General features: G+C 72.9%; 22 protein-coding genes. 10 read left to right on the top strand and 12 right to left on the bottom strand.

Annotated elements, in window-relative coordinates; translation table 11 throughout:
- Positions 1 to 28 precede the first annotated feature (28 nt).
- Positions 29 to 778, top strand: coding sequence for an SDR family oxidoreductase (locus tag HHX30_RS06670; RefSeq protein WP_169980440.1), 750 nt, complete (start codon positions 29 to 31; stop codon positions 776 to 778).
- A gap of 1 nt (position 779) precedes the next feature.
- On the opposite strand, the gene HHX30_RS06665 is transcribed toward HHX30_RS06670, so the two are convergent.
- Positions 780 to 2,018: a nucleotide sugar dehydrogenase gene (locus HHX30_RS06665; RefSeq protein WP_169980438.1), complete on the bottom strand. Its 1,239-nt coding sequence runs from the start codon at positions 2,016 to 2,018 to the stop codon at positions 780 to 782.
- A gap of 164 nt (positions 2,019 to 2,182) precedes the next feature.
- On the opposite strand from HHX30_RS06665, the gene HHX30_RS06660 reads away from it, so the two are divergent.
- Both HHX30_RS06660 and HHX30_RS06655 read left to right on the top strand, forming a co-directional pair.
- The gene (locus HHX30_RS06660) at positions 2,183 to 3,352 is read left to right on the top strand and encodes a glycosyltransferase (RefSeq protein ID WP_169980436.1); all 1,170 of its coding nucleotides are present in this window, start codon (positions 2,183 to 2,185) and stop codon (positions 3,350 to 3,352) included.
- 95 nt (positions 3,353 to 3,447) lie between these two features.
- A complete protein-coding gene (locus tag HHX30_RS06655) occupies positions 3,448 to 4,494 on the top strand; it encodes a hypothetical protein (RefSeq protein ID WP_169980434.1) in 1,047 nt (348 codons plus the stop codon).
- A gap of 6 nt (positions 4,495 to 4,500) precedes the next feature.
- Here the strand turns inward: HHX30_RS06655 and HHX30_RS06650 are convergent, their stop codons facing one another.
- Entirely contained in the window at positions 4,501 to 5,721 is a 1,221-nt protein-coding gene (locus tag HHX30_RS06650) for an ABC transporter ATP-binding protein (RefSeq protein ID WP_169980432.1), read from the bottom strand.
- A gap of 124 nt (positions 5,722 to 5,845) precedes the next feature.
- Here HHX30_RS06650 and HHX30_RS06645 point away from each other — a divergent pair, with 124 nt between their 5' ends.
- Entirely contained in the window at positions 5,846 to 6,850 is a 1,005-nt protein-coding gene (locus tag HHX30_RS06645; protein WP_169980430.1) for a LacI family DNA-binding transcriptional regulator, read from the top strand.
- Here the strand turns inward: HHX30_RS06645 and HHX30_RS06640 are convergent.
- Entirely contained in the window at positions 6,840 to 7,328 is a 489-nt protein-coding gene (locus tag HHX30_RS06640) for a glutathione peroxidase (RefSeq protein WP_169980428.1), read from the bottom strand. The two genes, HHX30_RS06645 and HHX30_RS06640, sit on opposite strands and share 11 nt — an antisense overlap.
- A gap of 316 nt (positions 7,329 to 7,644) precedes the next feature.
- Here HHX30_RS06640 and HHX30_RS06635 point away from each other — a divergent pair, with 316 nt between their 5' ends.
- Positions 7,645 to 8,220 carry a transglycosylase SLT domain-containing protein gene (locus HHX30_RS06635; protein ID WP_169980426.1) on the top strand — a complete coding sequence of 192 codons (576 nt, stop codon included), beginning with the start codon at positions 7,645 to 7,647 and terminating at the stop codon, positions 8,218 to 8,220.
- Between the two features lie 33 nt (positions 8,221 to 8,253).
- Here the strand turns inward: HHX30_RS06635 and HHX30_RS06630 are convergent, their stop codons facing one another.
- Positions 8,254 to 8,922, bottom strand: a complete 669-nt coding sequence (locus HHX30_RS06630) for a TetR/AcrR family transcriptional regulator C-terminal domain-containing protein (RefSeq protein WP_169980424.1) — start codon at positions 8,920 to 8,922, stop codon at positions 8,254 to 8,256.
- A 107-nt stretch (positions 8,923 to 9,029) separates the two neighbouring features.
- Between HHX30_RS06630 and HHX30_RS06625 the strand changes: the two genes are divergently transcribed.
- The 3 genes from HHX30_RS06625 (at position 9,030) to HHX30_RS06615 (ending at position 11,728) form a co-directional block, all read left to right on the top strand.
- Positions 9,030 to 10,139 carry a ferritin-like domain-containing protein gene (locus HHX30_RS06625; protein WP_169980422.1) on the top strand — a complete coding sequence of 370 codons (1,110 nt, stop codon included), beginning with the start codon at positions 9,030 to 9,032 and terminating at the stop codon, positions 10,137 to 10,139.
- 111 nt (positions 10,140 to 10,250) lie between these two features.
- The gene (locus HHX30_RS06620; protein ID WP_169980420.1) at positions 10,251 to 10,814 is read left to right on the top strand and encodes a hypothetical protein; all 564 of its coding nucleotides are present in this window, start codon (positions 10,251 to 10,253) and stop codon (positions 10,812 to 10,814) included.
- Entirely contained in the window at positions 10,814 to 11,728 is a 915-nt protein-coding gene (locus HHX30_RS06615) for a hypothetical protein (RefSeq protein ID WP_169980418.1), read from the top strand. Before HHX30_RS06620 ends, HHX30_RS06615 begins: the two co-directional genes overlap by 1 nt.
- Before the next feature lie 124 nt (positions 11,729 to 11,852).
- Here the strand turns inward: HHX30_RS06615 and HHX30_RS06610 are convergent, their stop codons facing one another.
- The 4 genes from HHX30_RS06610 to HHX30_RS06595 form a co-directional block, all read right to left on the bottom strand.
- Positions 11,853 to 12,179: a DUF202 domain-containing protein gene (locus HHX30_RS06610; protein WP_311922143.1), complete on the bottom strand. Its 327-nt coding sequence runs from the start codon at positions 12,177 to 12,179 to the stop codon at positions 11,853 to 11,855.
- A gap of 8 nt (positions 12,180 to 12,187) precedes the next feature.
- Positions 12,188 to 12,523 (bottom strand): YidH family protein, encoded by a 336-nt coding sequence (locus tag HHX30_RS06605; RefSeq protein ID WP_169980414.1) that lies wholly within the window; start codon positions 12,521 to 12,523, stop codon positions 12,188 to 12,190.
- Positions 12,524 to 12,899: 376 nt separating this feature from the next.
- Positions 12,900 to 13,265 carry a hypothetical protein gene (locus HHX30_RS06600; protein ID WP_169980412.1) on the bottom strand — a complete coding sequence of 122 codons (366 nt, stop codon included), beginning with the start codon at positions 13,263 to 13,265 and terminating at the stop codon, positions 12,900 to 12,902.
- A gap of 130 nt (positions 13,266 to 13,395) precedes the next feature.
- The gene (locus tag HHX30_RS06595) at positions 13,396 to 14,109 is read right to left on the bottom strand and encodes a ferritin-like domain-containing protein (RefSeq protein ID WP_169980411.1); all 714 of its coding nucleotides are present in this window, start codon (positions 14,107 to 14,109) and stop codon (positions 13,396 to 13,398) included.
- Between the two features lie 122 nt (positions 14,110 to 14,231).
- Between HHX30_RS06595 and HHX30_RS06590 the strand changes: the two genes are divergently transcribed.
- The gene (locus tag HHX30_RS06590; protein WP_169980409.1) at positions 14,232 to 14,501 is read left to right on the top strand and encodes a ubiquitin carboxyl-terminal hydrolase 14; all 270 of its coding nucleotides are present in this window, start codon (positions 14,232 to 14,234) and stop codon (positions 14,499 to 14,501) included.
- A gap of 49 nt (positions 14,502 to 14,550) precedes the next feature.
- Here HHX30_RS06590 and HHX30_RS06585 read toward each other — a convergent pair whose 3' ends face one another.
- On the bottom strand, positions 14,551 to 16,140 hold the full coding sequence (locus HHX30_RS06585) for a Na+/H+ antiporter (RefSeq protein WP_169980407.1): 1,590 nt from the start codon (positions 16,138 to 16,140) through the stop codon (positions 14,551 to 14,553).
- A 47-nt stretch (positions 16,141 to 16,187) separates the two neighbouring features.
- Complete coding sequence (locus HHX30_RS06580; RefSeq protein ID WP_169980405.1) at positions 16,188 to 17,345, bottom strand: hypothetical protein; 1,158 nt, start codon at positions 17,343 to 17,345, stop codon at positions 16,188 to 16,190.
- Between the two features lie 225 nt (positions 17,346 to 17,570).
- Here HHX30_RS06580 and HHX30_RS06575 point away from each other — a divergent pair, with 225 nt between their 5' ends.
- The gene (locus tag HHX30_RS06575) at positions 17,571 to 19,610 is read left to right on the top strand and encodes an ATP-dependent DNA helicase (RefSeq protein ID WP_169980403.1); all 2,040 of its coding nucleotides are present in this window, start codon (positions 17,571 to 17,573) and stop codon (positions 19,608 to 19,610) included.
- A gap of 14 nt (positions 19,611 to 19,624) precedes the next feature.
- Here the strand turns inward: HHX30_RS06575 and HHX30_RS06570 are convergent, their stop codons facing one another.
- The gene (locus tag HHX30_RS06570) at positions 19,625 to 20,383 is read right to left on the bottom strand and encodes a hypothetical protein (RefSeq protein ID WP_169980401.1); all 759 of its coding nucleotides are present in this window, start codon (positions 20,381 to 20,383) and stop codon (positions 19,625 to 19,627) included.
- A 140-nt stretch (positions 20,384 to 20,523) separates the two neighbouring features.
- Positions 20,524 to 21,324, bottom strand: coding sequence for an SGNH/GDSL hydrolase family protein (locus HHX30_RS06565; RefSeq protein ID WP_169980399.1), 801 nt, complete (start codon positions 21,322 to 21,324; stop codon positions 20,524 to 20,526).
- Position 21,325: the final 1 nt, after the last annotated feature.

Genomic DNA, 21,325 nt, shown 5'->3' with positions numbered 1-21,325 from the left:
CGACCCGTGCGGTGGGTACGCTGCCGTCATGCCCACCGCACTCATCACCGGCGCGACCGCCGGCATCGGCGCCGCCTTCGCGCGCCGTCTGGCCGCCGACGGCTTCTCCCTGGTCCTGCTGGCCCGCGACGAGGAGCGGCTCGCCGCCTCCGCCGAGGCCCTGCACAAGCGGTACGGCGTGCGGGTCGAGCCGCTGCGCGCCGATCTCACCACCGAGGAGGGCATGACGGCGGCCGAGGAGCGGCTGCGCTCCGGGGTCGACCTGCTGGTCAACAACGCCGGGTTCGGACACCACGGCGGCTTCCTGGACACTCCCGTGGAGGACGAGGTCCGGATGCTGCGGCTGCACTGCGAGGCGGTGCTGAGGCTGACCCGGGGGGCCCTGCCGTACATGATCTCCAAGGGGCGGGGCGGGGTCGTCAACGTGGCCTCGGTCGCGGCGTTCCTGCCTGGCGGCACCTACAGCGTTTCCAAGGCATGGGTGGTGAACTACAGCGCCTCCGCGGCCAACACGGTCAACCGGCACGGCGTGCGGGTGATGGCGCTGTGCCCGGGATTCGTGCGGACCGAGTTCCACGACCGGGCCGAGCTCGACATGTCCGGCCTGCCGCGCTTCGCGTGGCTGTCGGCCGACCGCGTCGCCGCCGGCGCGATGCGCGACCTGGCCCGCGGGGCCTGGGTGAGCGTCCCGTCGGCCCGCTACAAGGCGGTCGCGGCGCTGGCCAGGCTCCTGCCGCTCAACCTGGTCGGCCGCATGGCGAAGTTGCGCTATCGCTGACTCACAGGCGCTCGACGTTCGGCCCGCGGCAGCGGCCCCGGGTGTCGAAGACGAACCGGCTCGCCCGCTGGACCAGGTCGTAGTCGTAGCAGTCCTGCCCGCCGAGCACGACGACCGCGTCCGCCCGCGCCAGCTCGGCGGCGTCCGGCTCGACGACCTCGACCCCGGCCGGTACGACGAGGTCGTGGGCGCCCCAGTCCGCGGCCCGGGGGTCGGCGGCCCGCACCCGGGCGCCCAGCCGGCACAGCGTCTTGGCGACCTCGACCGGCGACAGCCCGAGCAGCAGGATCCGGCTGCCCCTGATCGAGCGGCACCTGCGGTTGAGCGCGAGACACAGCCGGTCCACGACCTGGGCCGGCATGTGCGCGTTGACGTCGTTGGCCGCCTCCACCAGGCGGAAGGTCCGTCCCACCCCGCGCCGGATCCCCCACGGCAGGTACGCCATGTCGAGCGGCAGGCAGGGGTCCTCACCCCCGGGGCCGGGCGTCGCGGCGGCATGCGCGAAGGGCGTGGTGGCGGCGGCCTCGACCGCCTCCCACACGTCGACGCCGAGGTGCGCGGCGAAGATCGACAGCTCGTTCGCCAGGGCCGCGTCGACGTGCGCGCGGGCGCTCTCCAGCAGGGCGCACAGCTCGGACACCCGGGGCGAGGAGACCGGGACGGTCTCCCGCACCAGCCGGCCGTAGAAGTCCGTCACCGCCCGCAGCGAGGCGGCGTCGATGCCCGAGACGACCTTGGGCGTGTTGCCGAGCCGCCAGCGCGGGTTGCCCAGCGCGGCCCGGTGCGGGCTGTGGCCGAGGTGGAAGTCGTCCCCCGCGCACAGCCCCGATCCGTGTTCGAGCAGGGGCCGTACGAACTCCTCCGTGGTGCCGGGGTAGGCGACGCCCTCCAGCACCACCGTCGCCCCCGGCCGCAGGAACGGGGCTACCCGGCCGGCGGCCGCGCCGAGCGGGCCGAGGTCGGGGGCGCCGTTCCGCATCCGCACGGGCGAGGTGAGCACACAGACGTCGAAGCCGGACGCGTCGGCCGCGTCGGTGCCGGCCGCGTACCGGCCGGAGGCGTGCGCGGCGGCCAGCGCGCCCGCGCCGACTCCCTCGACGCAGGGCTCCCCCGCGTTCAGCCGCTTGACCCGCCACTCGTCCTCGTCGAGGCCGACGACGCGGAACCCGGCCTCCACGGCACGCATCGCCAGGGGCAGCCCGGCGCCGTCCTGGCCCACGACCACCAGCTTCTCCGCCACGCTACGACTGTAGGAGCGACCCCGCCGTCATCCCGGAATTGGCGGACGGGACCGCTTTAAGGCTTGGGTACGGATAGGGAAAAGTCTCTTCCGGCGGCGTCCGGGCACCCCGTCGGGGGTGGGACCAGGGGCTAGCTTCTCCACATGATCAGGGAGGAGCCAGCATGAAACCGGACGACCGGATTCGTGTCATGGAGATAATCGCCCGGATGAACGTGAGCGGTCCCGCCACCCAGGTCACCGGGCTGTGCGAGCGGCTCAGCGCGGTGGAGTTCGACCACCGTCTGTACACCGGATACGTCGACGGCGGCGAAGGCGACCACCTGCAGCTTCGCGACGTGACGATCCCGGTCCACCGGGTGCCGGGCCTCGGCCGCGCGATCAAGCCGGCCGACGACTACCGGGCTCTGTTCCGGCTGGCCAACGCGATGCGCGAGTTCAGGCCACACATCGTGCACACCAGGACCACCAAGGCGGGCACGCTCGGCCGCCTCGCGGTGCGGCTGTCGGGTGTCGGCGCGGCACGGGTGCACAGCTATCACGGCCATCTCCTCGACGGTCAGTTGTCCCGTCCCCGGCGGGCCGTCTACCTCCGTATCGAGCGCCGGCTGGCCAAAATGACCGACCGTCTCGTCACGGTCGGCGCCCGGGTGCGCGACGACCTCCTCGCCGCCGGTGTCGGCCGGCCCGAGCAGTACGTCGTGATCCCGCCCGGCGCCGGGCTCGGCCCGCTTCCCGAGCGCGCGCAGGCCCGCGCCGCGCTGGGCGTCCCGCTCGACGCGCCGGTCGTGGCGTACGTCGGGCGGCTGAAGAAGGCCAAGCGGCCCGACCGGCTCGCGGAGGTGGCCAGGGCGGTCCTCGCCCGGCTGCCCGGCGCCCGGTTCCTCGTCTGCGGCAGCGGCGAACTGAAGGAGGAGGTGGAGCGGGCCGTCATGCCGATGTGGGACTCCTTCCGGCTGCTCGGGTGGCGCCGGGACGTCGAGACCGTGTACGCCGCGTCCGACGTGGTGCTGCTCACCTCCGACAGTGAGGGCACGCCGCTCGCGCTCGTGGAGGCCGGCATGGCGGGCCTGCCGGTGGTGGCCACCCGGGTCGGCAGCGTCCCTGAGGTCGTCATGGACCGCCGCACCGGGTTCCTGACCGAACCCGACGCGGACGAGATGGCCGACCACGTCGTACGGCTGCTCGTGGATCCCGGCCTGGCGCGGCGGATGGGCGAGTCGGCCCGCGCGTGGACCGCGCGCGCTTTCTGCGTGGACCGGCTGGTGGCCGACACCGAGGCCCTCTACCGCGCGCTGCGCGGCGCGACGCGGTCGGAGGTGGGGAGCCTTTGACGCCCGTTCCCGCACCGACGTCCATTCCAGCACTGGCATCCATTCCGGCACTGACATCCATTCCAGCACTGGCGTCCATTCCGGCACTGGCGCCCGTGCTCGCGGGAGCCGCCGCCTGCCTGCTCGCCACCGTGGGGCTGCGCCCGGTCCGCCGTACGGTCCCCTACCTGGGCGGGGTGACGCTGGCGGCGGCCACGGCGGGCGCCGCGACGGCGGTCCTCGGCCTGCCGGACCGGCGGGTGAGCGCGGTCCTGCTGGCCGCCGCGGCGGTGGCGCTGCTCGGCCTCATCGCGGACGTCGGCAGCCTGCCACTCGCCACCCGGCTCATCGTGGAGTCGGTGGCGGCGGGCGGGGTCGTGCTGTGCGGCGTGCAGGTGACGCTGACGGGCGACTGGCTCGACGGGCCGGTCAGCGTCATGTGGATCGTCGCGATGACCAACGCGTACGGGCTGCTCGACCGGCTCGGCGGCGCACTGGCCGCGGTCGCCGCCGTCACCGGCGCGTTCCTCGCCGGGACGGCGCTCGTGCTGGGCGACCCGTTCCTCGCGGTCCTCGCGGCCGCCCCGGCCGGGGCGTTCCTCGGCGCCCTCCCGTACGGCAGGGCGCGGGGCAGAGTCCGGCTCGGGCCGTCCGGCTCGCTGTTCGCCGGGTTCGTCCTGACCTGCGCGGCCGCCGCGCTGACGGCCGGGCGGGGCACCACCGTGATCGCGGCCGGGCTGCTGCTGCCGGCGCTGGCGGCCGTGGTGGGGGCCGGGGCGTACGCCGCCCGCCGGCCGCGGCGGTCCGGGCAGGCCCGGAAGGCCGCGCCCGCCCTGTGCGGCGTCTCGGCCGGCACCGGGACGGCCGGGCTCGCGGTCGCGCTCGGCTGGGTGCCCGCGGGGGCCGCGGCCGCGGTCACCGCCGCGACGGCCGCCGCGTTCCTTTCCCATGCCTGCCTGCGGCGCGGCCGCTTCCACGCGTTCCACACGCGCCGCCTCCGGGGCGACGGCTTCCCCGCGCGCCACCGGCGCGACGAGGTCATGCTCGGAAGGCCGGTGCGGGCCTCCGCCGGGGCGCCGTCCGGTGACGAACGACAGCGCGGGCGCGTACCGCGCCCGCGCTCCGCCGGAAATCCCCCGCCGCCCTACGTACGGCGGGGGTGACCGGGATCAGCGGCCGATGTTGGCCTCGTGGCCGATGGACAGGCCCGAGTCGACGTCGAAGAAGTGCAGGTTGTGCGTGTCGACGACCAGCTCGATCTCCTGGCCGGGACGGACGTGGCTGCGGGCGTTGACACGCGCGGTCCACAGCGACTTGTCGCCGGCCAGCGGCAGCGTCGTCTCCTCGTCGTCCCCGTCGTGGGCGGCGGCCACGGTGTCCTTGTGCTCGACCGGCGGGGCGTCGATCGTGAACAGGACGTTGATCTCCGAGCCCAGCTCCTCGGTGACGTTCGCGCGGACCGGGATGCGCACCCACCCGGCGCTGTTGCCGCTGGCCGAACCGGCGTCCTCGAAGTCGGAGGGCCGGATGCCGAGGATGATCTTGCGGCCGATGTAGCGGTCGAGGCCCGGCTTCTCCGCGAAGGTCGAGTCCGGGACGGGGAGGCGGTAGCCGGCGAACGCCACGGCCGCGCCGCCGTTGTCGCGGATCAGCTCGGCGTAGGTGAAGTTCATGGCCGGAGAGCCCATGAAGCCGGCGACGAACAGGTTGACCGGGTCGTCGAACAGGTTCTGCGGGGTGTCCACCTGCTGGAGGACGCCGTCGCGCAGGACGCAGACGCGGTCGCCGAGGGTCATGGCCTCGACCTGGTCGTGGGTGACGTACACGGTGGTGACGCCGAGGCGCTCGTGGAGCTGGTTCAGCGAGGCGCGCATCGAGACGCGGAGCTTGGCGTCCAGGTTGGACAGCGGCTCGTCCATGAGGAAGGCCTGGGGCTCGCGGACGATGGCGCGGCCCATCGCGACACGCTGGCGCTGACCACCGGACAGGGCGGCCGGCTTGCGCTTGAGGTACTGCTCCAGGCCGAGCATGCGGGCGGCGTCGTTGACGCGCTTCTGGATCTCCGTCTTGGACATCTTGCGCAGCTTGAGGCCGAAGGCGAGGTTCTCCTCGACCGTCATGTGCGGGTACAGCGCGTAGTTCTGGAAGACCATCGCGATGTCGCGGTCCTTCGGGGGAAGGTGGTTCACGACGCGCTCGCCGATGACGATCTCGCCGCCGCTGATGTCCTCCAGGCCGGCGATCATCCGCAGGGCCGTGGACTTGCCACAGCCCGACGGGCCGACCAGCACCATGAACTCGCCGTCCTTGATCTCGAGGTTGAGGCCGTTCACGGCCTTCACCCCGCCCGCGTAGATCTTGTCGACGTTGTTCAGAACGATTGCAGCCATCCCCAGTCCTTCGCGTTTCCGAGCCAAGATGATGTGGATACGTTTTCATGACTGTCCCGTGAAATACCGCCTATTGTCAAGATTTCGATGACACAGGACATGGAATCATGGTGGAATCGTTTCCATGAACGGTCCAGCGCAGCGGCGGATAACCATCAAGGAAGTGGCGGAGGCGGCGGGGGTCGGGGTGGCCACCGTGTCCCGGGTCCTGTCGGGCGGCTCGGCGAGCGCCGAGACCCGCGAGAAGGTGCTCGCCGCGGCGGCGCGCCTCGACTACCGGCCGAGCGCGCTGGGCCGCAACCTGAGGCGCCAGCGGACGGGCGGCATCGGCCTGCTGGTCCCCGACATCACCGACAGCTTCTACGCGCGACTGGCCGACGGCGTGCTGTCGTGCGCCCGCTCGTACGGCGAGCCGGTCACGGTGGGGGTCACCGGCGACGACCCCGAACGGGAGGCCGAGCTGATCGGCACGCTCATCGAGCAGAGCATGGACCGGCTGATCGCGGTGCCGTCCGGGGACGGGGACATGTGGGCGCCCGCGCTGCGCGCGGGGCTGAACGTGGTGTTCGCCGACCGGCGGGTGCGCACGGACGTGCCCAGCGTGGTGCCCGACGACCGGGCGGGAGTGCTGACGGCGGTGGAGTACCTGGCCGGGCTGGGACACCGGAAGATCGCCTACCTCGGCCGGCACGCGCAGTCGCAGCGGGTGGCCGCCTTCACCGCCGCGCTCGCCTCGCTGGGGCTGCCCGCCGACCGGGACCTGGTCGTACATGCCCGGTCGAGCCGCGACTCCGCCTACGCGGCCGCCGCGGGGCTGCTGCAGCACCGGCCGGACGTCACGGCGGTGATCGCGGGCGGCAACGTGCTCGGCGAGGCGGCCGTGCTGGCCGCCCGGGAGCTTGACGTGCGGATTCCCAGGGACGTGTCGCTCATCATGTTCGACGACGTGCCGTGGGCCGAGCTGTGCTCCCCGCCGCTGACGGTGATCGCCCAGCCGGCCCAGGACATCGGCTACCGCGCCGCCGAGCTCGTGCTGCGGCAGGGCAGGCGGCCTCCGACCGTCACGCTGCCCACCCAGCTCGTCGTACGGGCGAGTTGCGGGCCCAGGGTCGCGAGCCCTAGGAGATGACCTTCTCGATCGCCTCGGCGATCTCCGGGGCCTCGGGGACGACGCGGGGGCGGAATCGGGCGACCACCTGGCCGTCGGCGGCGACCAGGAACTTCTCGAAGTTCCACTGGATGTCGCCCGCCTCGCCCTCCGCGTCGGGCACGGCGGTCAGCTCGGCGTAGAGAGCATGCCGTCCCGGACCGTTGACCTCGGTCTTGTCCAGCAGCGGGAAGTCGACGCCGTACGTGGTGGAACAGAACTCCTTGATCTCCTCAGCCGTGCCGGGCTCCTGGCCCATGAACTGGTTGCAGGGCACGCCGACGACGGTGAACCCCCGGTCGGCGTACGTCCGCTGGAGGGCGACCAGGCCCTCGTACTGCGGGGTCAGCCCGCACCTGGACGCCACGTTGACCACCAGGGCGGCCCCGCCGCCGAGCAGGCCGCCGAGGGTCGTGCCCTCGCCGTCGATCGTGGTCACCGGAATCTCGAGAACGCTCATGTCCGCACCCTAAACGAGGGTCCCGTCCGCGCTCGCCGCAGGGCGCGCCGCACGGCCGCACGGTAACCCGCGCCTCCGCGGAGGGTCGGCGTTGGGGGGCGGAACGGCAAAGAACCGGCCGCCGCGTGTCGCGATGCCACCGGCGAAGCGGCTGTCCGTATTTCAATCCGCGTGAGGACCCGTCGCGGTGCCCGCCGGAAGCTCTTGGTGATCCGGGCGGGCCGAGCGGACGGCGGCGCCCACGCCATGGGCGCGGCCGGACGGAGGGCGTCACGCGCGCCCGCCTTCCGCACGCGACCCGACGACAAGGACCGATTTGGACAGCAGAAGCCTTCTACGCAACGCAGTCGCCGCCCTCATCGCGGCCACCGTGACCGGTGGCGGAAGCGGAGTGGCGTGGGCCGGCGAGTGGACCGCCCTGGATCAGACCGGGGAGACGGCGCAGACCGGGGAGACGGCGCAGACCGGGGAGACGGGCCAGACCGGGGAGGCGGAGCGGACCGCGGAGAGCGTGCGGCCCGTCACCCACCTGGGCGTGTGGACCACGCGGGCGGCGGCGCAGCCGCCCCGGTTCCGCCGGGCGCCGGCGAAGATCCGCAGCAAGGCGTACGCCTTCCGGCTCGTCACCCGCCGCACCTGGTCGGGCCAGCAGTTCCAGTGCCTGGACAGCCTGTGGACCAGGGAGAGCAACTGGGACCACCGGGCCTACAACCAGGGCTCGGGCGCCTACGGCATCCCGCAGGCGCTGCCCGGCCACAAGATGGGATACGCCGGCAACGACTGGAGGTTCAACCCGCAGACCCAGATCAGGTGGGGTCTGCGCTACATCAAGGGCCGCTACGGTTCGCCGTGCGGCGCCTGGGGCCACTTCCGGTCCCACAACTGGTACTGACCCGGGCTCACCCGGGCGGGGGCGCCCGGCGGCCTACCGCCGGGCGCCCCCGCGGCCGGTCGGCTCGCCGGTGCCGCGATCGGCCCGCGCGTCCGCCCGTACGGCCATGGCCTGGACGAGCAGTTCCAGGCCGAACTCGAACTCCTCGTCGTGGTCGCAGGAGTCCAGATGCGGCCGCAACTCGCTGACCACGGGGAACAGCGCCGGATCCACGTCGGCGATCGCCGCGTCGGCCCGCACCGGGGCGAATGTCGGGGTCACCCCGACCTCCCGCAGCAGCGAGCCCACCACGTACGCGATGAACATGCGCAGCATGCGGACGGCCTCCCGGCCGTCGAAGCCCGCGTCGCGCAGGGTCGCCAGGGCGCGCTCCACCGGGAGGAGACCCGCTGTCGAGCCCAGCTGCCTGCTCACCACGACCATCGTGGAACGGGGGTAGTGGTGGGCGATGCGCCGGAAGGCCCGCGCCTGGATGCGCACCCGCTCGGTCCAGTGGGCGGACGGGTCGTCGGTGAAGCCGATCCGCGACAGCACGTCCTCGGCCACGGCGTCGAGCAGCGCGGCCTTGCTGGGCACGTGGTTGTACAGCGACATGACGCCGACGCCGAGCTCGGCGGCGATCCTGCGCATCGAGACGGCGTCGGCGCCCTCTCTCTCGATGAGCTCCACGGCGGCGGTGACGATGCGGTTCCGGTTGAGCATGACCGAATCCTCTCTCACCGCCGACGTCCGGCGTCCATTGACGTACGTACAGCGTACGTGACACGCTCGCGGGGAAACGTACGGTGTACGTCAGAGGAGGTCCCCCCGTGTCGACCCACGAGCTCTACACCATCCCCGCCGAGCTCTCCACGTGGGACGTGGAGATGACCGGCGCGGCCCGTTTCAGCTGGGAGTACGACGACGGCCGGGACCGCATGCTCGCCCTCTACCAGAAGGGCAAGGACAAGCAGTGGGACTCCGTCAAGCGGATCGACTGGGACATCGAGGTCGACCCGTACGACGTGCTCGGCGTCCCCGACACCACCCTGGCGATCCACGGCACTCCACTGTGGGAGCGCATGGACCAGCGGCAGCGCGACGAGGTGCGCAGGCACAACGCCTCCTGGCAGTTCTCCCAGTTCCTGCACGGCGAGCAGGGCGCGATGATCTGCTCGGCCCGCATCGTGGAGTCGGTCCCCGATCTGGACTCCAAGTTCTACGCCGCCACCCAGACGATGGACGAGGCGCGGCACGCCGAGACATACGCACGGTTCCTGCAGGAGAAGGTCGGTCTGGCCTACCCCATCAACGAGCACCTCAAGGCGCTGCTGGACAGCACGCTCAGCGACTCGCGGTGGGACATGCCCTACCTCGGCATGCAGGTGCTGATCGAGGGCCTGGCCCTGGCCGCGTTCGGAGTCATGCGCGACGTCACCACCAAGCCCCTGCCCAAGCAGATCCTGGCGTACGTGATGCAGGACGAGGCGAGGCACGTGGCGTTCGGCCGGATGGCGCTGCGCGACTACTACCGGAACCTGTCCGACGCCGAGTTGCGCGAGCGCGAGGACTTCGTGATCGAGGGGTGCTACCTCATGCGCGACCGGCTGCGCGGCCAGGAGATCTGGGAGAACCTCGGCCTGTCGCGGCAGGAGGTCGGCGAGGCCATGGAGTGCGTGGACCGGTCGGAGTACCTGCGGCTGTTCCGCGCGCTGCTGTTCAGCCGGATCGTGCCGTGCGTGAAGGACATCGGCCTGTGGAGCCCCCGCCTGCGGCAGGCGTACGCCGACATGGGCGTGCTCGACATGGCCGGGCAGAGTCTCGACGCGCTGATGCGGCAGGACGAGGAGATCGCCGACCGGCTCGACGCGGAGCGCTTCGCGCGCGAGGAGAAGGAGCGGGCGGAGGAGGTCGCCGGCACCATCGCCGCCGCCGACTGACCCGCCACCGCCGGCCCGCCGGGACGATCCCCGCGTCCCTGCCGCGCGTCGGACAGTGGATTCAGGGCCACTGTCCCCATTTGATCGGGATCCTTGCCATACTCCGTCTTCGTGACACTGGAGTTGACGCGGAGTGGCCGCAGATCTCGCCGGATCGTGGTCGGGGCGATCGGCCTGGTCGTCTTCCTGCTCGCCGGCCTGGGCTCGTACGCCTTCGCGCGCGCCGATCGCGAACAGGACACGAAATACTGCGGCCACGACTGCATCCCCGGCGTCAGGATCGGGACCGTGGTCGAGGCGTTGCAGGACCAGGGGCACACGTGCGCCGACAGAAGACGGTTCTGGTCCTGTGAGCTGAGAGTCGGGAAAGTCCGGTTCGAAGCGGATCTCTTCCGCGTCGACAACCTGGTGAACTTCTACGAGTACATCAGCAAGGTCGAGGCCAGGATCGTCAATCCGGACAGCACCACGGCGGCGGCCGGGCTGGACTACATGTCGTGGTTCGCGACCCTGCCGCACCGGGACGACCCCTCGACGGTCAAGAAGGTCAACGGCTGGCTGGCCGAGCAGATCGCGGGCGACGGGGACACGACCTTCATTCTCGACTGGGAGTACACGCTGGAGCGCGAGGCGAACACCCGGTCAATCGAGCTCACCGTGAAGAGGAGATATTGATGGCGGCGCCCCCCGGCTGGCCGTACTCTCCCGACGGCAGGTTCTGGTGGGACGGCGCCGCCTGGCAGCCGGTGCAGCCGCCACCGCCTCTCGGGTCCCCCGCACAGCAGAACCTCGGCGTGCCACCGCCCCCCGGCTCTCCCGCCCAGCGGGGCGTCACCGTGCCGCCGCCCCCCGGGCCCGCGGCGACCGGTCATCCGTCCATCGCCTCGCCCTGGCCGCAGACGCCCGGGCCGCAGGCGGCTCAGCCGTACGCCGTCCAGCAGGGGCCGCCGTACGCGCCGCCGCCCGACGCCGGGGCTCCCACTCCTACCGGCGTGGCCCCCCAAGGCCGCCGACGTGGAACGGCGGCGTTCGTGCTGGTCACGGTGGGTACGATGATCGCGGCGCTGGCGCTGGGCGGAGTCACCGGCGCCGCCGTGGGCCTGGCGACCACCGAACCGGTGACGGACGCCTCCGCGCCCTCCTTCCCCGGGAGGTTCCCCACGGCCAAGCAGCGGTACCTGCCCAAGGTGACGGTCGACATGGTCGCGGTGAACTGGCTGCAGGCGGCCAATTCCTGGACATGCGCGAAGTCGGCGGCACCCGACCCGTTGACCGGCGCCAGGATGGGAATGATCTGCCGGCCGAGCGATGCCGCGAGGCTTCACATGTCCGTCTTCATTTGGTACGACGGGCCCGACAAGGTGATGTCCGTGATGGCCGACTGCAAGCTCGGCGTCCGGGCGAAGGCGTGCACGAGCCTCTTCGCGAAAATGGCGGACACTCTGCTGTCCCCCGACCGGACCCTGCGCGCGAAGGCGGAGACGTGGGCGGGCGAGAACGCGGACAGGGCTGCGGTGACGGCCATCGGCGGCATCCGGCTGCAGACCAGCCCGCGCCCGCACCGCATGGAGGCCGTGCCGGCGATCTGAGAGTTCCCGGCCGCGATCGCCTCGGTGACGTGCCGCTCAGCCTCAGTGCCGTGCCTGCCGTGCCTGCCGTGCCGCTCGGCCTCACGGCAGGCCGCCGACGGCCCGCTCTCGGTGGGCCGTGTGTTCACACGGCCAGCATCAGCACGAGAACCAGCGCCGCGGCGGCGACGGCCAGCACGCCGGCCCAGACGATGCGCCCGTCCAGCCGGTGGTCGAGCGGGTGACCGTACCGCAGCGCCCGTTCGAGGCGGCGGTGGCGGATCCCGGTACGCAGGAGCAGGACCGCCCCGGCCAGCGCGGCGGCGGCGAAGGGGGCGGCGAGGCCGGGCAGGTCGTGCCGTACGGCGAGTCCCGCCATCACCATGCCGGAGCCCGCCATCGTCACGGCGGTGCGGACCCAGGCGAGCCGGGTGCGCTCGCTGTGCAGACCCGGCCTCGGCACGTCACTCACTGGCCCGGTCACCTCGACAGGAGGATCACGACGAGGGCCAGAACGGCCACCCCCGCCACGCCGTACCCGAACAGGGGAGCCAGGGCGGGCGGCGGAAGCGCGCGGTCCTGCCGGAGCGCCCGGTCGATGTGCCGCCAGCGGGGGTAGGCCGAGCCGGCGGCCACGGCGGACAGCAGCACGAGCACGATGGCGAGCAGAGTGCGCACCCACGGCACGAAGACGCCCTCGGGAACGACCGCGATACCGATGCCGCCCGCGCTCAGCGCGAGCGAGGTGGTGATCCAGGTGAGGAACGTGCGCTCGTTGGCGAGGACGAAGCGGGGGTCGGGTTCGTTCTCTTCCATGCGAGAACGCTATTTCCGCCCCTTTTCCCCTAGATTTGTCGGGGTTGCCGTTTTATCGACCGTCGGTCGGGCGAAGCACCGGGCGGCACGCGTGTGGTGGTGCCGGCCAGGTGCCGCAGCTTCCGCTCCGACTCCGACCCGGCCTCCGCCGCGAACGGGTCCATGCCCTCAGTCCGGGTGGGCGTGGGCGCGGCGGGCACCGCCGGGGGCCTGCGCTCGGCCGTCTCGGTCGCCGCCGCGATCTCCATGATCGGCGTGGCGGCCGCGCCGGCCCCTCCACGGGCACCTGCCCGTACGGCGGCCCGGCCGGCCGGGCCACGGGCCACGGGCCACGGGACGCCGGCGCGTCCGCTCGGCGGCGGTCCCGGCACCGGATCTAAAGGCAGGCCTCGCTGACCTGGCGCAGGTAGCCGGCGCCGTCGGTGGCGACCTTCTGCGCCGCGTCCACCGCCGCGTTGGCGTCGTCGACGTTCAGCTTCTGCAGGCTGTCGGCGAGCCCCTGCAGGGCGTCCCTGAGTGTGGTGTCGGCGGCCTTGTTCGCCATGCTCTCCAGGTCGGCGGCGCCGTCCTCGAGCTTCTGGCGCATGGCGGCGGGGTCGTCGACGACCTTGCCGATCTCACCGATGGTCCGGCTGATCAGCTGCGTCGCCTCGGCGCACGACTGGGCCTTGTCCGCGGTCGCGCAGCCGGTGACCAACAGGACGGCGGCCGCGCAGGCGGCGGCGAACGGGAGGAGTCGCATGCCGGTCACCCTACCCAACCGTCGCCCGCCCGCCGCGGGACCGGAGCGGGACCGGACCGGGCTCCCCTTCCCGGCCCTGCGCCCGCACCACCGGCCGCCGTCGATCCCGGGCCCTTCGAGGCCCCGTCTCTCACCGCGCCATGACCTCGGCGACGACCCCGCGGAAACAGCCGGTGACCTCGCGGGCGAAGGCGGTCCGGGACATCCCGGCCCCGCGCAGGGCGTCTCCGTGGCCGATCACGACCACGGTCAGAACTCCCGCCAGCAGCGACCACCACAGGGCCGAGGCGATCGCCCGCGACAACCGGGACGACTCCCGGAAGGACCGCCGCAGCCGGTCCCGGTGGAAGGGCACGTGGCGCAGCTCGTCGGCGAGGATCCGGCCCGCGACCTCCGCGGCCAGGAGGTCCGGGACACCGTCGCGCACCGCCCGGTAGTAGCCGAGCGCGACGACCTCGGCGAGCATCAGGACCATCAGCTCGGTGCGCAGTCCGAGGAGCCGCCTCAGCCGGACGAAGGCGGCGTCGGTCCAGTGGCCGGAGATCGTGGCGGCCCCCGCCGACTCCAAGAGCCGGCCCAGCAGGCGGGCGTGCTCGCGCTCCTCCGCCACGAACAGGCGGACCGCCTCCGCGTACACCGGATCGCCCGCCCGGCGGGCCTTGTCCAGCAGGCGGGCGCCGTCACCGTCCTCCCCCACCTGGAACCGCTGCAGGCTGCGTACGAGGGCGGGCTCCAGACGCGCTCCCGCGCTCCAGTCGGGGTCGCCCCAGGTGCGCCGCAGCAGCGCCGCGCCTTCGAAGTCGCGTAACCAGGCGGTGAAAGCGCCCGTGTCGACCGTCGTCATGACCCACGAACCTACGGAGGCGATGTGCAGATTCCGGGGGGCGGTTCGTAGAGGTTCGGTGCGAGCGGCCCCCGGCCGGGGGAGGCACCGATCATTCGATGAAGCGCCGTAGCATCTGCGGCATGGGGAACTGCGAACACCTGCTCGTGACGGCCGACCCGGAGCCGCTCACGCCGGAAGGCTGCCAGGAGTGCCTGGAGCGCGGCATGCGATGGGTCCACCTGCGCAAGTGCCTGGAGTGCGGTCACATCGGCTGCTGCGACTCCTCTCCCGGCAAGCACGCCACCGCCCACTACAAGGAGACCGGCCACCCGGTGATGCGCTCGTTCGAGCCGGGCGAGGACTGGCGGTGGTGCTTCGTGGACCAGCGCCTGGGCCAGGCCGTGCCCTGAGCGCCGGGTCCTGGCCGCGCGGGTCCTGACCGCCGGGTTCTGGGGGCGCTCACCCGCGTTCGAGTGTCGCCTCCTCGAAGTCGAGCTCCTGCATGACCCGGTGGAGGACCTCGTCGTCGATGCGCCGCTCGTCCCGCAGCCGCACGAACACCTCGCGTTCGGCGGCGAGCATCTCCCGGCGCAGTCGCCGGTAGACCGAGGCGGGCGTCTCCTCGCCCTCGGGGCCGGTGCCGCCGCCGAGCCGCTCCCAGGCGTGCAGGGCCTTGCGCTCGGCACGGGCGCGCAGCTGCTCGACCACCTCTTCGTGGACGTCCAGCACGCCGTCGGTGGTGAGCTCCTCGAGCCGCGCCAGGGCCGCGGCCGCGGCGGCCTGCTGGGCGCCCGCCTCCGCGAGGTCGTCACCGTAGCGCTCCCGCGCGGTGGACACGCCCAGCCGCCTGATCAGCCAGGGGAACGAAAGGCCGTGGACGATCAGCGTGCCCACGACGATCGTGAACGTCAGGAACAGCAGCAGGTTGCGCTGGGGGAACTGCTCGGGCAGGGCGAAGGCCGCGGCCAGCGACACCACCCCGCGCATGCCCGCCCAGCTCGTCAGCATCACGTTCTGCCAGGACGGCGTCTTGGGCTCCCGGGCGCGCACTCTCTTCGACAGCATCCGCGGCAGGTAGGTGCTGGGCGGCACCCAGGCGATCCGCACGAGGACGACCACCAGGAACAGCACGATCGCGTACGTCGCCAGCTCCCCGGGCCGCTCGTCGTTCAGCCCGGCGATGATCGGGCGCAGCTGCAGTCCGATCAGGGCGAACACGATCGACTCCAGCACCAGGTCGGCGACCTTCCAGACCGCGCCCGACAGCAGGCGCGTGCCGTACGTCGTCCGGCTGAGCTCGTGGCCCAGGTAGATGCCGACGATCACGACGGCGATCACGCCCGAGGCGTGCACGGCCTCGGCCCCGAGGTAGGCGGCGTACGGCACGAGCAGCGAGACGCCGTTGGCGATCAGCGCGTCGTCGAGCCGCCGCAGCGCGACACCGGCGACGTACGCGACGGCGAGGCCGATCGCCACGCCGAGGCCTGCGGCCAGGAGGAACTGCCCGCCGATGTCGAGCAGGCCGGCGGCCGCGCCGGCCGTCGCGCCGACCGCGACCCGGTAGGCGGTCAGCGCGGTGGCGTCGTTGAACAGGCTCTCGCCCACGAGGATGGTCAGCGCGCGTCGCGGCAGGCCGAGCCTGCGCCCGATGGCGACCGCCGACACCGCGTCGGGCGGTGCGACGATCGCCCCGAACGCGAAGGCCGCGGCGAGCGGGAGATCGGGGACGAGCGCGTGCGCGACGAATCCGACCACCAAGGTCGTCGCCAGGACGAGCCCGACGGCCAGGAGGCCGACGGGCCTGGCGGCGTCGCGCAGCCGCAGGTACGAGCTGTCCAACGCCGCCGAGTAGAGCATCGGCGGCAGGAAGACCAGCAGCACGATGTGCGGGTCGAGGCTGTAGTCGGGAACCCCCGGCACGTAGGAGGCGGCCAGTCCGGCCATCACCAGGAGCAGCGGCGCCGACCAGCCGCGCCATTTGGCCAGGGCGGCGACGCCGAGGGCGCCGGCCGGGAGCAGGAGGAACTGCAGTGCCGTTGACGTGTCCATCAGACGACGAGGTTACTTACAGTTGGAACTCCTGCTGACCGGGGCCCTCACCAACCCCGGGAGCCCTCCCAGTTCTCCCCGTTCTCCTCCGACCACGGGATCGGGGAGTCCGATGCGGGCTGTCCGGCGCGCCGCCCCCCGCGGCGCTCGTGCTCGGCGTGCGGGTCGGGGGCCTGGCCATTCGGCCACTGGTCCGGCCGCAGGCGCTCGCCCGTGGTGTAGAGCGGCGGTTCGTTCGCGTACGACTCGTTGACGTACGGCCGGACCGCGCCGAGCCCGAGCGGGTCGCTCGGGTCCACCGGCGCGGGCTGCGCGCCCGGAAGGTAGGCCGCCTGAGGGCCGGTCTGCGGGGCGGACGACGCGACGAGGCGGTCCTGGGTGGGCGTGCCGCGGGCGACGAGCACGTCGTTGGGGCCGAGCGCGGCGGGCGCGGGGTAGGCCTCGGGGGCCGGGGCGGGCGGTGGCACCGGCGGGCGGGCGTACTGCCCGGTTCCCGGATAGTCCGGGTACTCGTAGTCGGCCGGTCCGGGCGGCTCGGGGAACCCCGCGTCGCGCGCCCCGCGGCCGTAGCCGTTTTCGGCCTGCCCGTACCCGTTCTCGCCGTGCGCGTAGCCGTCGTGGCCCCTGCCGTAGCCGTCGGGCGCCGGAACGTGACCGTCGGTGGCGGCGTACCCGTCCCGAGTCTGCCCGAAGGGATCCTGCGGCACGTTGTGGGGTACGCCGTAGGGGTCCTGCGGCGCGTATCCGTCACCGGGCTGCCCGGCGTACGCGTCGGGCCCCGCGTAGGCGTCCTGGGCGCGCGCCGCGTACGCCTCCTGGGGTTCGGCCGCGTACGGGTCGTGGACCTGCGTGGCGAACGGGTCGTGGACCTGGGTCGCGTAGTGGTCCTGCCCCTGATCCTGCGGGTGCGCGGGGTAGGTCCCCTGGGGGGCGTAGCCGTCCTGTCCCGCCGCCCCCTGCTGGGGGAACGGACCGGTCCCGGCGTCCTGCTCCTCGCCGCCCGCCTCGGCGAAACCCTCGTCCAGGGTGTCGATCAGCCGTCCCACGTCGTCCATGGGCATGCGGAAACTCGCCGTGCACATCTCGCCCCGCCACAGGCTCAGCACCAGCGTGCCGTCGTGCCACGTGACCCGGAGCACACGGTCCTGGCCTCGCGCGTCGAAGAACACCTCGCCGAACGATGGCAGTGGGACAACTTCCGACATGGCAGACATAGTGCCTTTACCTGCCCTTTTCCGTCCACTCGATCTCGGGAACCCTCGCGAAACGTCCGTTTCGTCCCTTTTCGACCTCACTGGGTAGATCGCCGTTGACCTTGAGAGCACTGACACCCCAGTGTGCCATGCGCGCCGGGAGGGAGTTCCTGGAACGCCAGGATGTGGTGGGACGGACACGCACCGGATGTCGGTGGCACCGGGTAGCGTTCTTCCGTGCCCAAGGACCGTCCCGAGCTCCCGCCCGTCGAAGAACTCCTCGCCACCGCGGTGACCGCGCTGGGCGGCGTCGAGCGCCCGGGCCAGGTCAAGATGGCGCAGGCGGTGCGCGACGCCGTCGAGAGCGAGGAGCACCTCGCGGTGCAGGCGGGCACCGGCACCGGCAAGTCGCTGGCCTACCTCGTGCCCGCGATCAGGCACGCGGCCGAGAGCGGCGACGCCGTGGTGGTGTCCACCGCCACGATCGCGCTGCAGCGCCAGTTGGTGGACCGCGACCTGCCCCGGCTCGCCGACGCGCTGGAGGGCCTGCTGCCGCACCGCCCCGAGTTCGCGATCCTGAAGGGCCGCCGCAACTACCTGTGCCGCCACAAGATGGCCGCCGGCATGCCCGAGGACGAGGACGACCAGCTCTTCGACCCGCGTGAGGTCAGCGCCACCGGCCGGATGGTGCAGCGCATCCAGGAGTGGGCCAACGAGACCGAGACCGGCGACCGCGACGAGATCGTGCCCGGCGTGAGCGACCAGGCCTGGCGGCAGTTCTCGGTGACGGCCAGGGAGTGCCTGGGGGCGCAGCGGTGCCCCAGCGGCGCCGACTGCTTCGCCGAGCTCGCGCGGGAGCGCGCGGGCGAGGCCGACGTCGTGGTGACCAACCACGCGCTGCTGGCGATCGACGCGATGGAGGACTTCGCGGTCCTGCCCGAGCACGACGTGGTCGTGGTCGACGAGGCGCACGAGCTCGTCGACCGGGTGACCTCGGTGGTCACCGGAGAGCTGTCGGAGAGCACAATCGGCCTCGCCGTGCGCCGGGCGGGACGGCTCGTCGAGCAGGGGGTGGCCGACCGCCTGCAGGAGTCGGGAGAAGACCTGCGCGCCCTGCTGGCCGTCGCTCCGCCCGGCCGGGTCGACACGCTGCCGCAGTCGCTCGGGATGACGCTCGCGCTGATCAGGGACGCCGCGTTCGCCTGCATCACCGCCCTCGGGCCGCGCAACAAGGACAAGGACGACCCGGAGAACGCCGGGCTGCGCAAGGCCGCCTTCACCGTGCTGGACGACGTGCACGACACCGCTCAGCGGATGCTCGACGCCTTCGGCCCGGCGGCCGGCGACGACGCGGACGAGTCCGGCGACGCCGCGAACGGCGACCACGCGGGAGACGCCAGGTCCGAGGAGGTCCACCGGGCGGAGGTCGTCTGGCTGGAGGAGGGGCGCGGGCGCGTTCCCCCCACGCTGCGGGTCGCGCCGCTGTCGGTCGGCGGCATGCTGCGCGACAAGCTGTTCGGCGACCGGACCGTCGTCCTCACCAGCGCCACGCTCGCGCTCGGCGGCTCGTTCGACAGCCTGGCCCGCCAGTGGGGCCTGGGCAAGGGCGAGTGGACCGGCCTCGACGTCGGCTCGCCGTTCGACCATCCGCGCCGCGGCATCCTCTACGTCGCCACGCATCTCCCCCAGCCCGGCCGCGACGGCCTGCCCGAGGCGTACGTCGACGAGATCGCCGAGCTCATCGAGGCGGCCGGCGGCCGGACGCTCGGCCTGTTCTCCTCCATGCGGGCCGCCAAGGCCGCCACGGAGGCGCTGCGCGAGCGGCTGGACGTGCCGCTGCTCTGCCAGGGCGACGACTCGACCTCGCAGCTCGTCAAGCAGTTCGCGGGCGACCCCGCGACGTGCCTGTTCGGCACGCTGTCCCTGTGGCAGGGGGTCGACGTGCCGGGCCCCTCGCTGACCCTGGTGATCATCGACAGGATCCCGTTCCCGCGCCCCGACGACCCGCTCGCCTCGGCCCGGCAGCGCCATGTGGCGGCCACGGGGGGCAACGGCTTCATGGCGGTGGCGGCCACCCACGCGGCGCTGCTGCTGGCGCAGGGCGCGGGCCGGCTGCTGCGCTCGATGGACGACCGGGGCGTCGTCGCCGTGCTCGACCCGCGGCTCGCCACCGCCCGTTACAGCGGGTTCCTGCTCAACTCGCTGCCGCCCTTCTGGCGCACCACCGACCCCGCGAAGGTTCGCGACGCCCTGCGCCGCCTCACCGCCGGCTCCTGAGCGGAGCCGGCGGATCACATCCTCGTGACGGCCCCGAAGGTCTCGCCCGCGTTGAGGCGCCGTACGAGGTCGAGCACGGCGTGCGGCCCGCCGTTCGCGGTGACCCATCGGCTCACCCGGCAGGCCGCCTCCGCATAGGCACGCCGGTCGGCGCCGGCCGCCCGCAGCCAGGCGTCCAGCGTCACCGGCAGCGGCGCGTCCGAGCTCACCAGGCAGCGGTCGGCCGTCGTCTCCGGCGCGAGATAGCGCGGGTCGCCGGAGACCAGCACGGCCAGCCCCTCGTCGAACCACTGCGGCACCTCCACACCGCCCGGTTCCAGCCGGGCGTGCAGTTCGACGTGCGACATCTCGTGGGAGGCGATCACCGGGTCCACGCCCGCGGGCGACAGCATGACCGCGCGGTTCAGCACCGCGACGCCCCGCTCCCCGCCCCCGCCGATGCGGCGGTAGCAGCGGTCGCTGAGGCAGGCGAGGATCCGGGGCGAGGTCTGCCTGCCGCCGAAGAAGGCGCGGACACGCCGCTCCGCCTCCTCCACGGCGGACAGCACCTGCCGTCTCCGGGACGACGGCAGGCCCGATTCCGCGTAGACGCCGGAGGCCAGCCGCTGCAGCCCGTAGCAGCCGGGGCACGTGGTGGCGGCGACCGAAGGAAAGGCCACCGCCACGACAGCGGCCGCCGCGATCGGCAGGACCACGAGCAGGGCGAGCAGCCACGCCCGTCCACGCCGTGACGGGCCGCCTCTCCTGCCGGCGCGCCCTCGCTTCCACACCATGGCCGGTCCCCCTCGATGCCGGTGGTCGTGCGGCAGAGCCTCGCCGATGTCCGCCCGTCGCACATCGGACCGGGGTATGACCTCCCGTGGCATGAGGCGCCCGCCGCCGGCGAAAGCGGCACGTCGCGGCGGGCGCTCGGTCAGGGAGAGGGAATCGGGGGCAGCGGGCTGAGGTCGGGGCGCTTGGGGGCGAGGCCGTCGCCGGACGAGGTGCCGCGAAGGCGCCGCCCGATCCACGGGCCGAAGTGCTCCCTGAGCCACTGCACGTCCTCGCGGCGCTTGGCCCTCGGGTCCACCTGCTCCCGGGGCGGCCAGGTCTTGCGCCAGTCGTCCTCGCCGGGCACGCCCAGCACGTGCAGGACGCGGGCGGCGACCAGGCGGTGGCCTTCGGCGTTCATGTGCAGCCGGTCGCCGCTCCACGCCCGCCAGTCCCGCAGCCCCTGCATCGACCACATGTCCACCAGGTGGCAGCCGTACAGGTCGGCGATCGACCGGACGTGCATGTAGAAGATCGCGAACTTGCCCCGCACCCGGCGCATGATCGGGGTGTCCCGGGGATCGGTGCCGGTGAAGAGTACGACGTCGGCGCCGGTGGCCCGCAGGTCCCGTACGGCGGCGGCCAGCTTCTTGGCCATTTCATCGGGATCGCTGCCGGGGCGGATGAGGTCGTTGCCGCCCGCGCAGAAGCTGATCAGGTCCGGCTTCAGGCCGACGGCCACGGGCACCTGGTCGGCGACGATCTGGTCGATCAGCTTGCCCCGCACCGCGAGGTTGGCGTAACGGAAGTCCGGCTCGAGTGCGGCGAGCCGCTCGGCGACCCGGTCGGCCCAGCCCCGGTAGCGCACCACCTCCGCGGGCGCCGGAGGGAGCGCGTCCGGGAGGGGGTCGTTGAGCCCCTCGGTGAAGCTGTCGCCGACCGCCACATACGACCGGTAGCCCATG

Origin of the sequence: Microbispora sp. H10836 (genome assembly GCF_012999525.1) — a bacterium.
Classification (GTDB): Bacteria; Actinomycetota; Actinomycetes; order Streptosporangiales; family Streptosporangiaceae; genus Microbispora.
The sequence above is the reverse complement of the archived record's forward strand: the minus strand, read 5'-3'. Positions and strand labels throughout refer to the sequence as shown.

Excerpts from the sequence above, each read along its gene's own strand:
- HHX30_RS06650 (WP_169980432.1), bottom strand. The coding sequence starts at position 5,721 with ATGGCTGCAATCGTTCTGAACAACGTCGACAAGATCTACGCGGGCGGG.
- HHX30_RS06580 (WP_169980405.1), bottom strand. The coding sequence starts at position 17,345 with ATGTCGGAAGTTGTCCCACTGCCATCGTTCGGCGAGGTGTTCTTCGAC.
- HHX30_RS06590 (WP_169980409.1), top strand. The coding sequence starts at position 14,232 with ATGGGGAACTGCGAACACCTGCTCGTGACGGCCGACCCGGAGCCGCTC.
- HHX30_RS06660 (WP_169980436.1), top strand. The coding sequence starts at position 2,183 with ATGAAACCGGACGACCGGATTCGTGTCATGGAGATAATCGCCCGGATG.
- HHX30_RS06630 (WP_169980424.1), bottom strand. The coding sequence starts at position 8,922 with ATGCTCAACCGGAACCGCATCGTCACCGCCGCCGTGGAGCTCATCGAG.
- HHX30_RS06615 (WP_169980418.1), top strand. The coding sequence starts at position 10,814 with ATGGCGGCGCCCCCCGGCTGGCCGTACTCTCCCGACGGCAGGTTCTGG.
- HHX30_RS06585 (WP_169980407.1), bottom strand. The coding sequence starts at position 16,140 with ATGGACACGTCAACGGCACTGCAGTTCCTCCTGCTCCCGGCCGGCGCC.
- HHX30_RS06570 (WP_169980401.1), bottom strand. The coding sequence starts at position 20,383 with ATGGTGTGGAAGCGAGGGCGCGCCGGCAGGAGAGGCGGCCCGTCACGG.
- HHX30_RS06640 (WP_169980428.1), bottom strand. The coding sequence starts at position 7,328 with ATGAGCGTTCTCGAGATTCCGGTGACCACGATCGACGGCGAGGGCACG.
- HHX30_RS06605 (WP_169980414.1), bottom strand. The coding sequence starts at position 12,523 with ATGGAAGAGAACGAACCCGACCCCCGCTTCGTCCTCGCCAACGAGCGC.
- HHX30_RS06670 (WP_169980440.1), top strand. The coding sequence starts at position 29 with ATGCCCACCGCACTCATCACCGGCGCGACCGCCGGCATCGGCGCCGCC.
- HHX30_RS06600 (WP_169980412.1), bottom strand. The coding sequence starts at position 13,265 with ATGCGACTCCTCCCGTTCGCCGCCGCCTGCGCGGCCGCCGTCCTGTTG.
- HHX30_RS06595 (WP_169980411.1), bottom strand. The coding sequence starts at position 14,109 with ATGACGACGGTCGACACGGGCGCTTTCACCGCCTGGTTACGCGACTTC.
- HHX30_RS06645 (WP_169980430.1), top strand. The coding sequence starts at position 5,846 with ATGAACGGTCCAGCGCAGCGGCGGATAACCATCAAGGAAGTGGCGGAG.
- HHX30_RS06565 (WP_169980399.1), bottom strand. The coding sequence starts at position 21,324 with ATGGGCTACCGGTCGTATGTGGCGGTCGGCGACAGCTTCACCGAGGGG.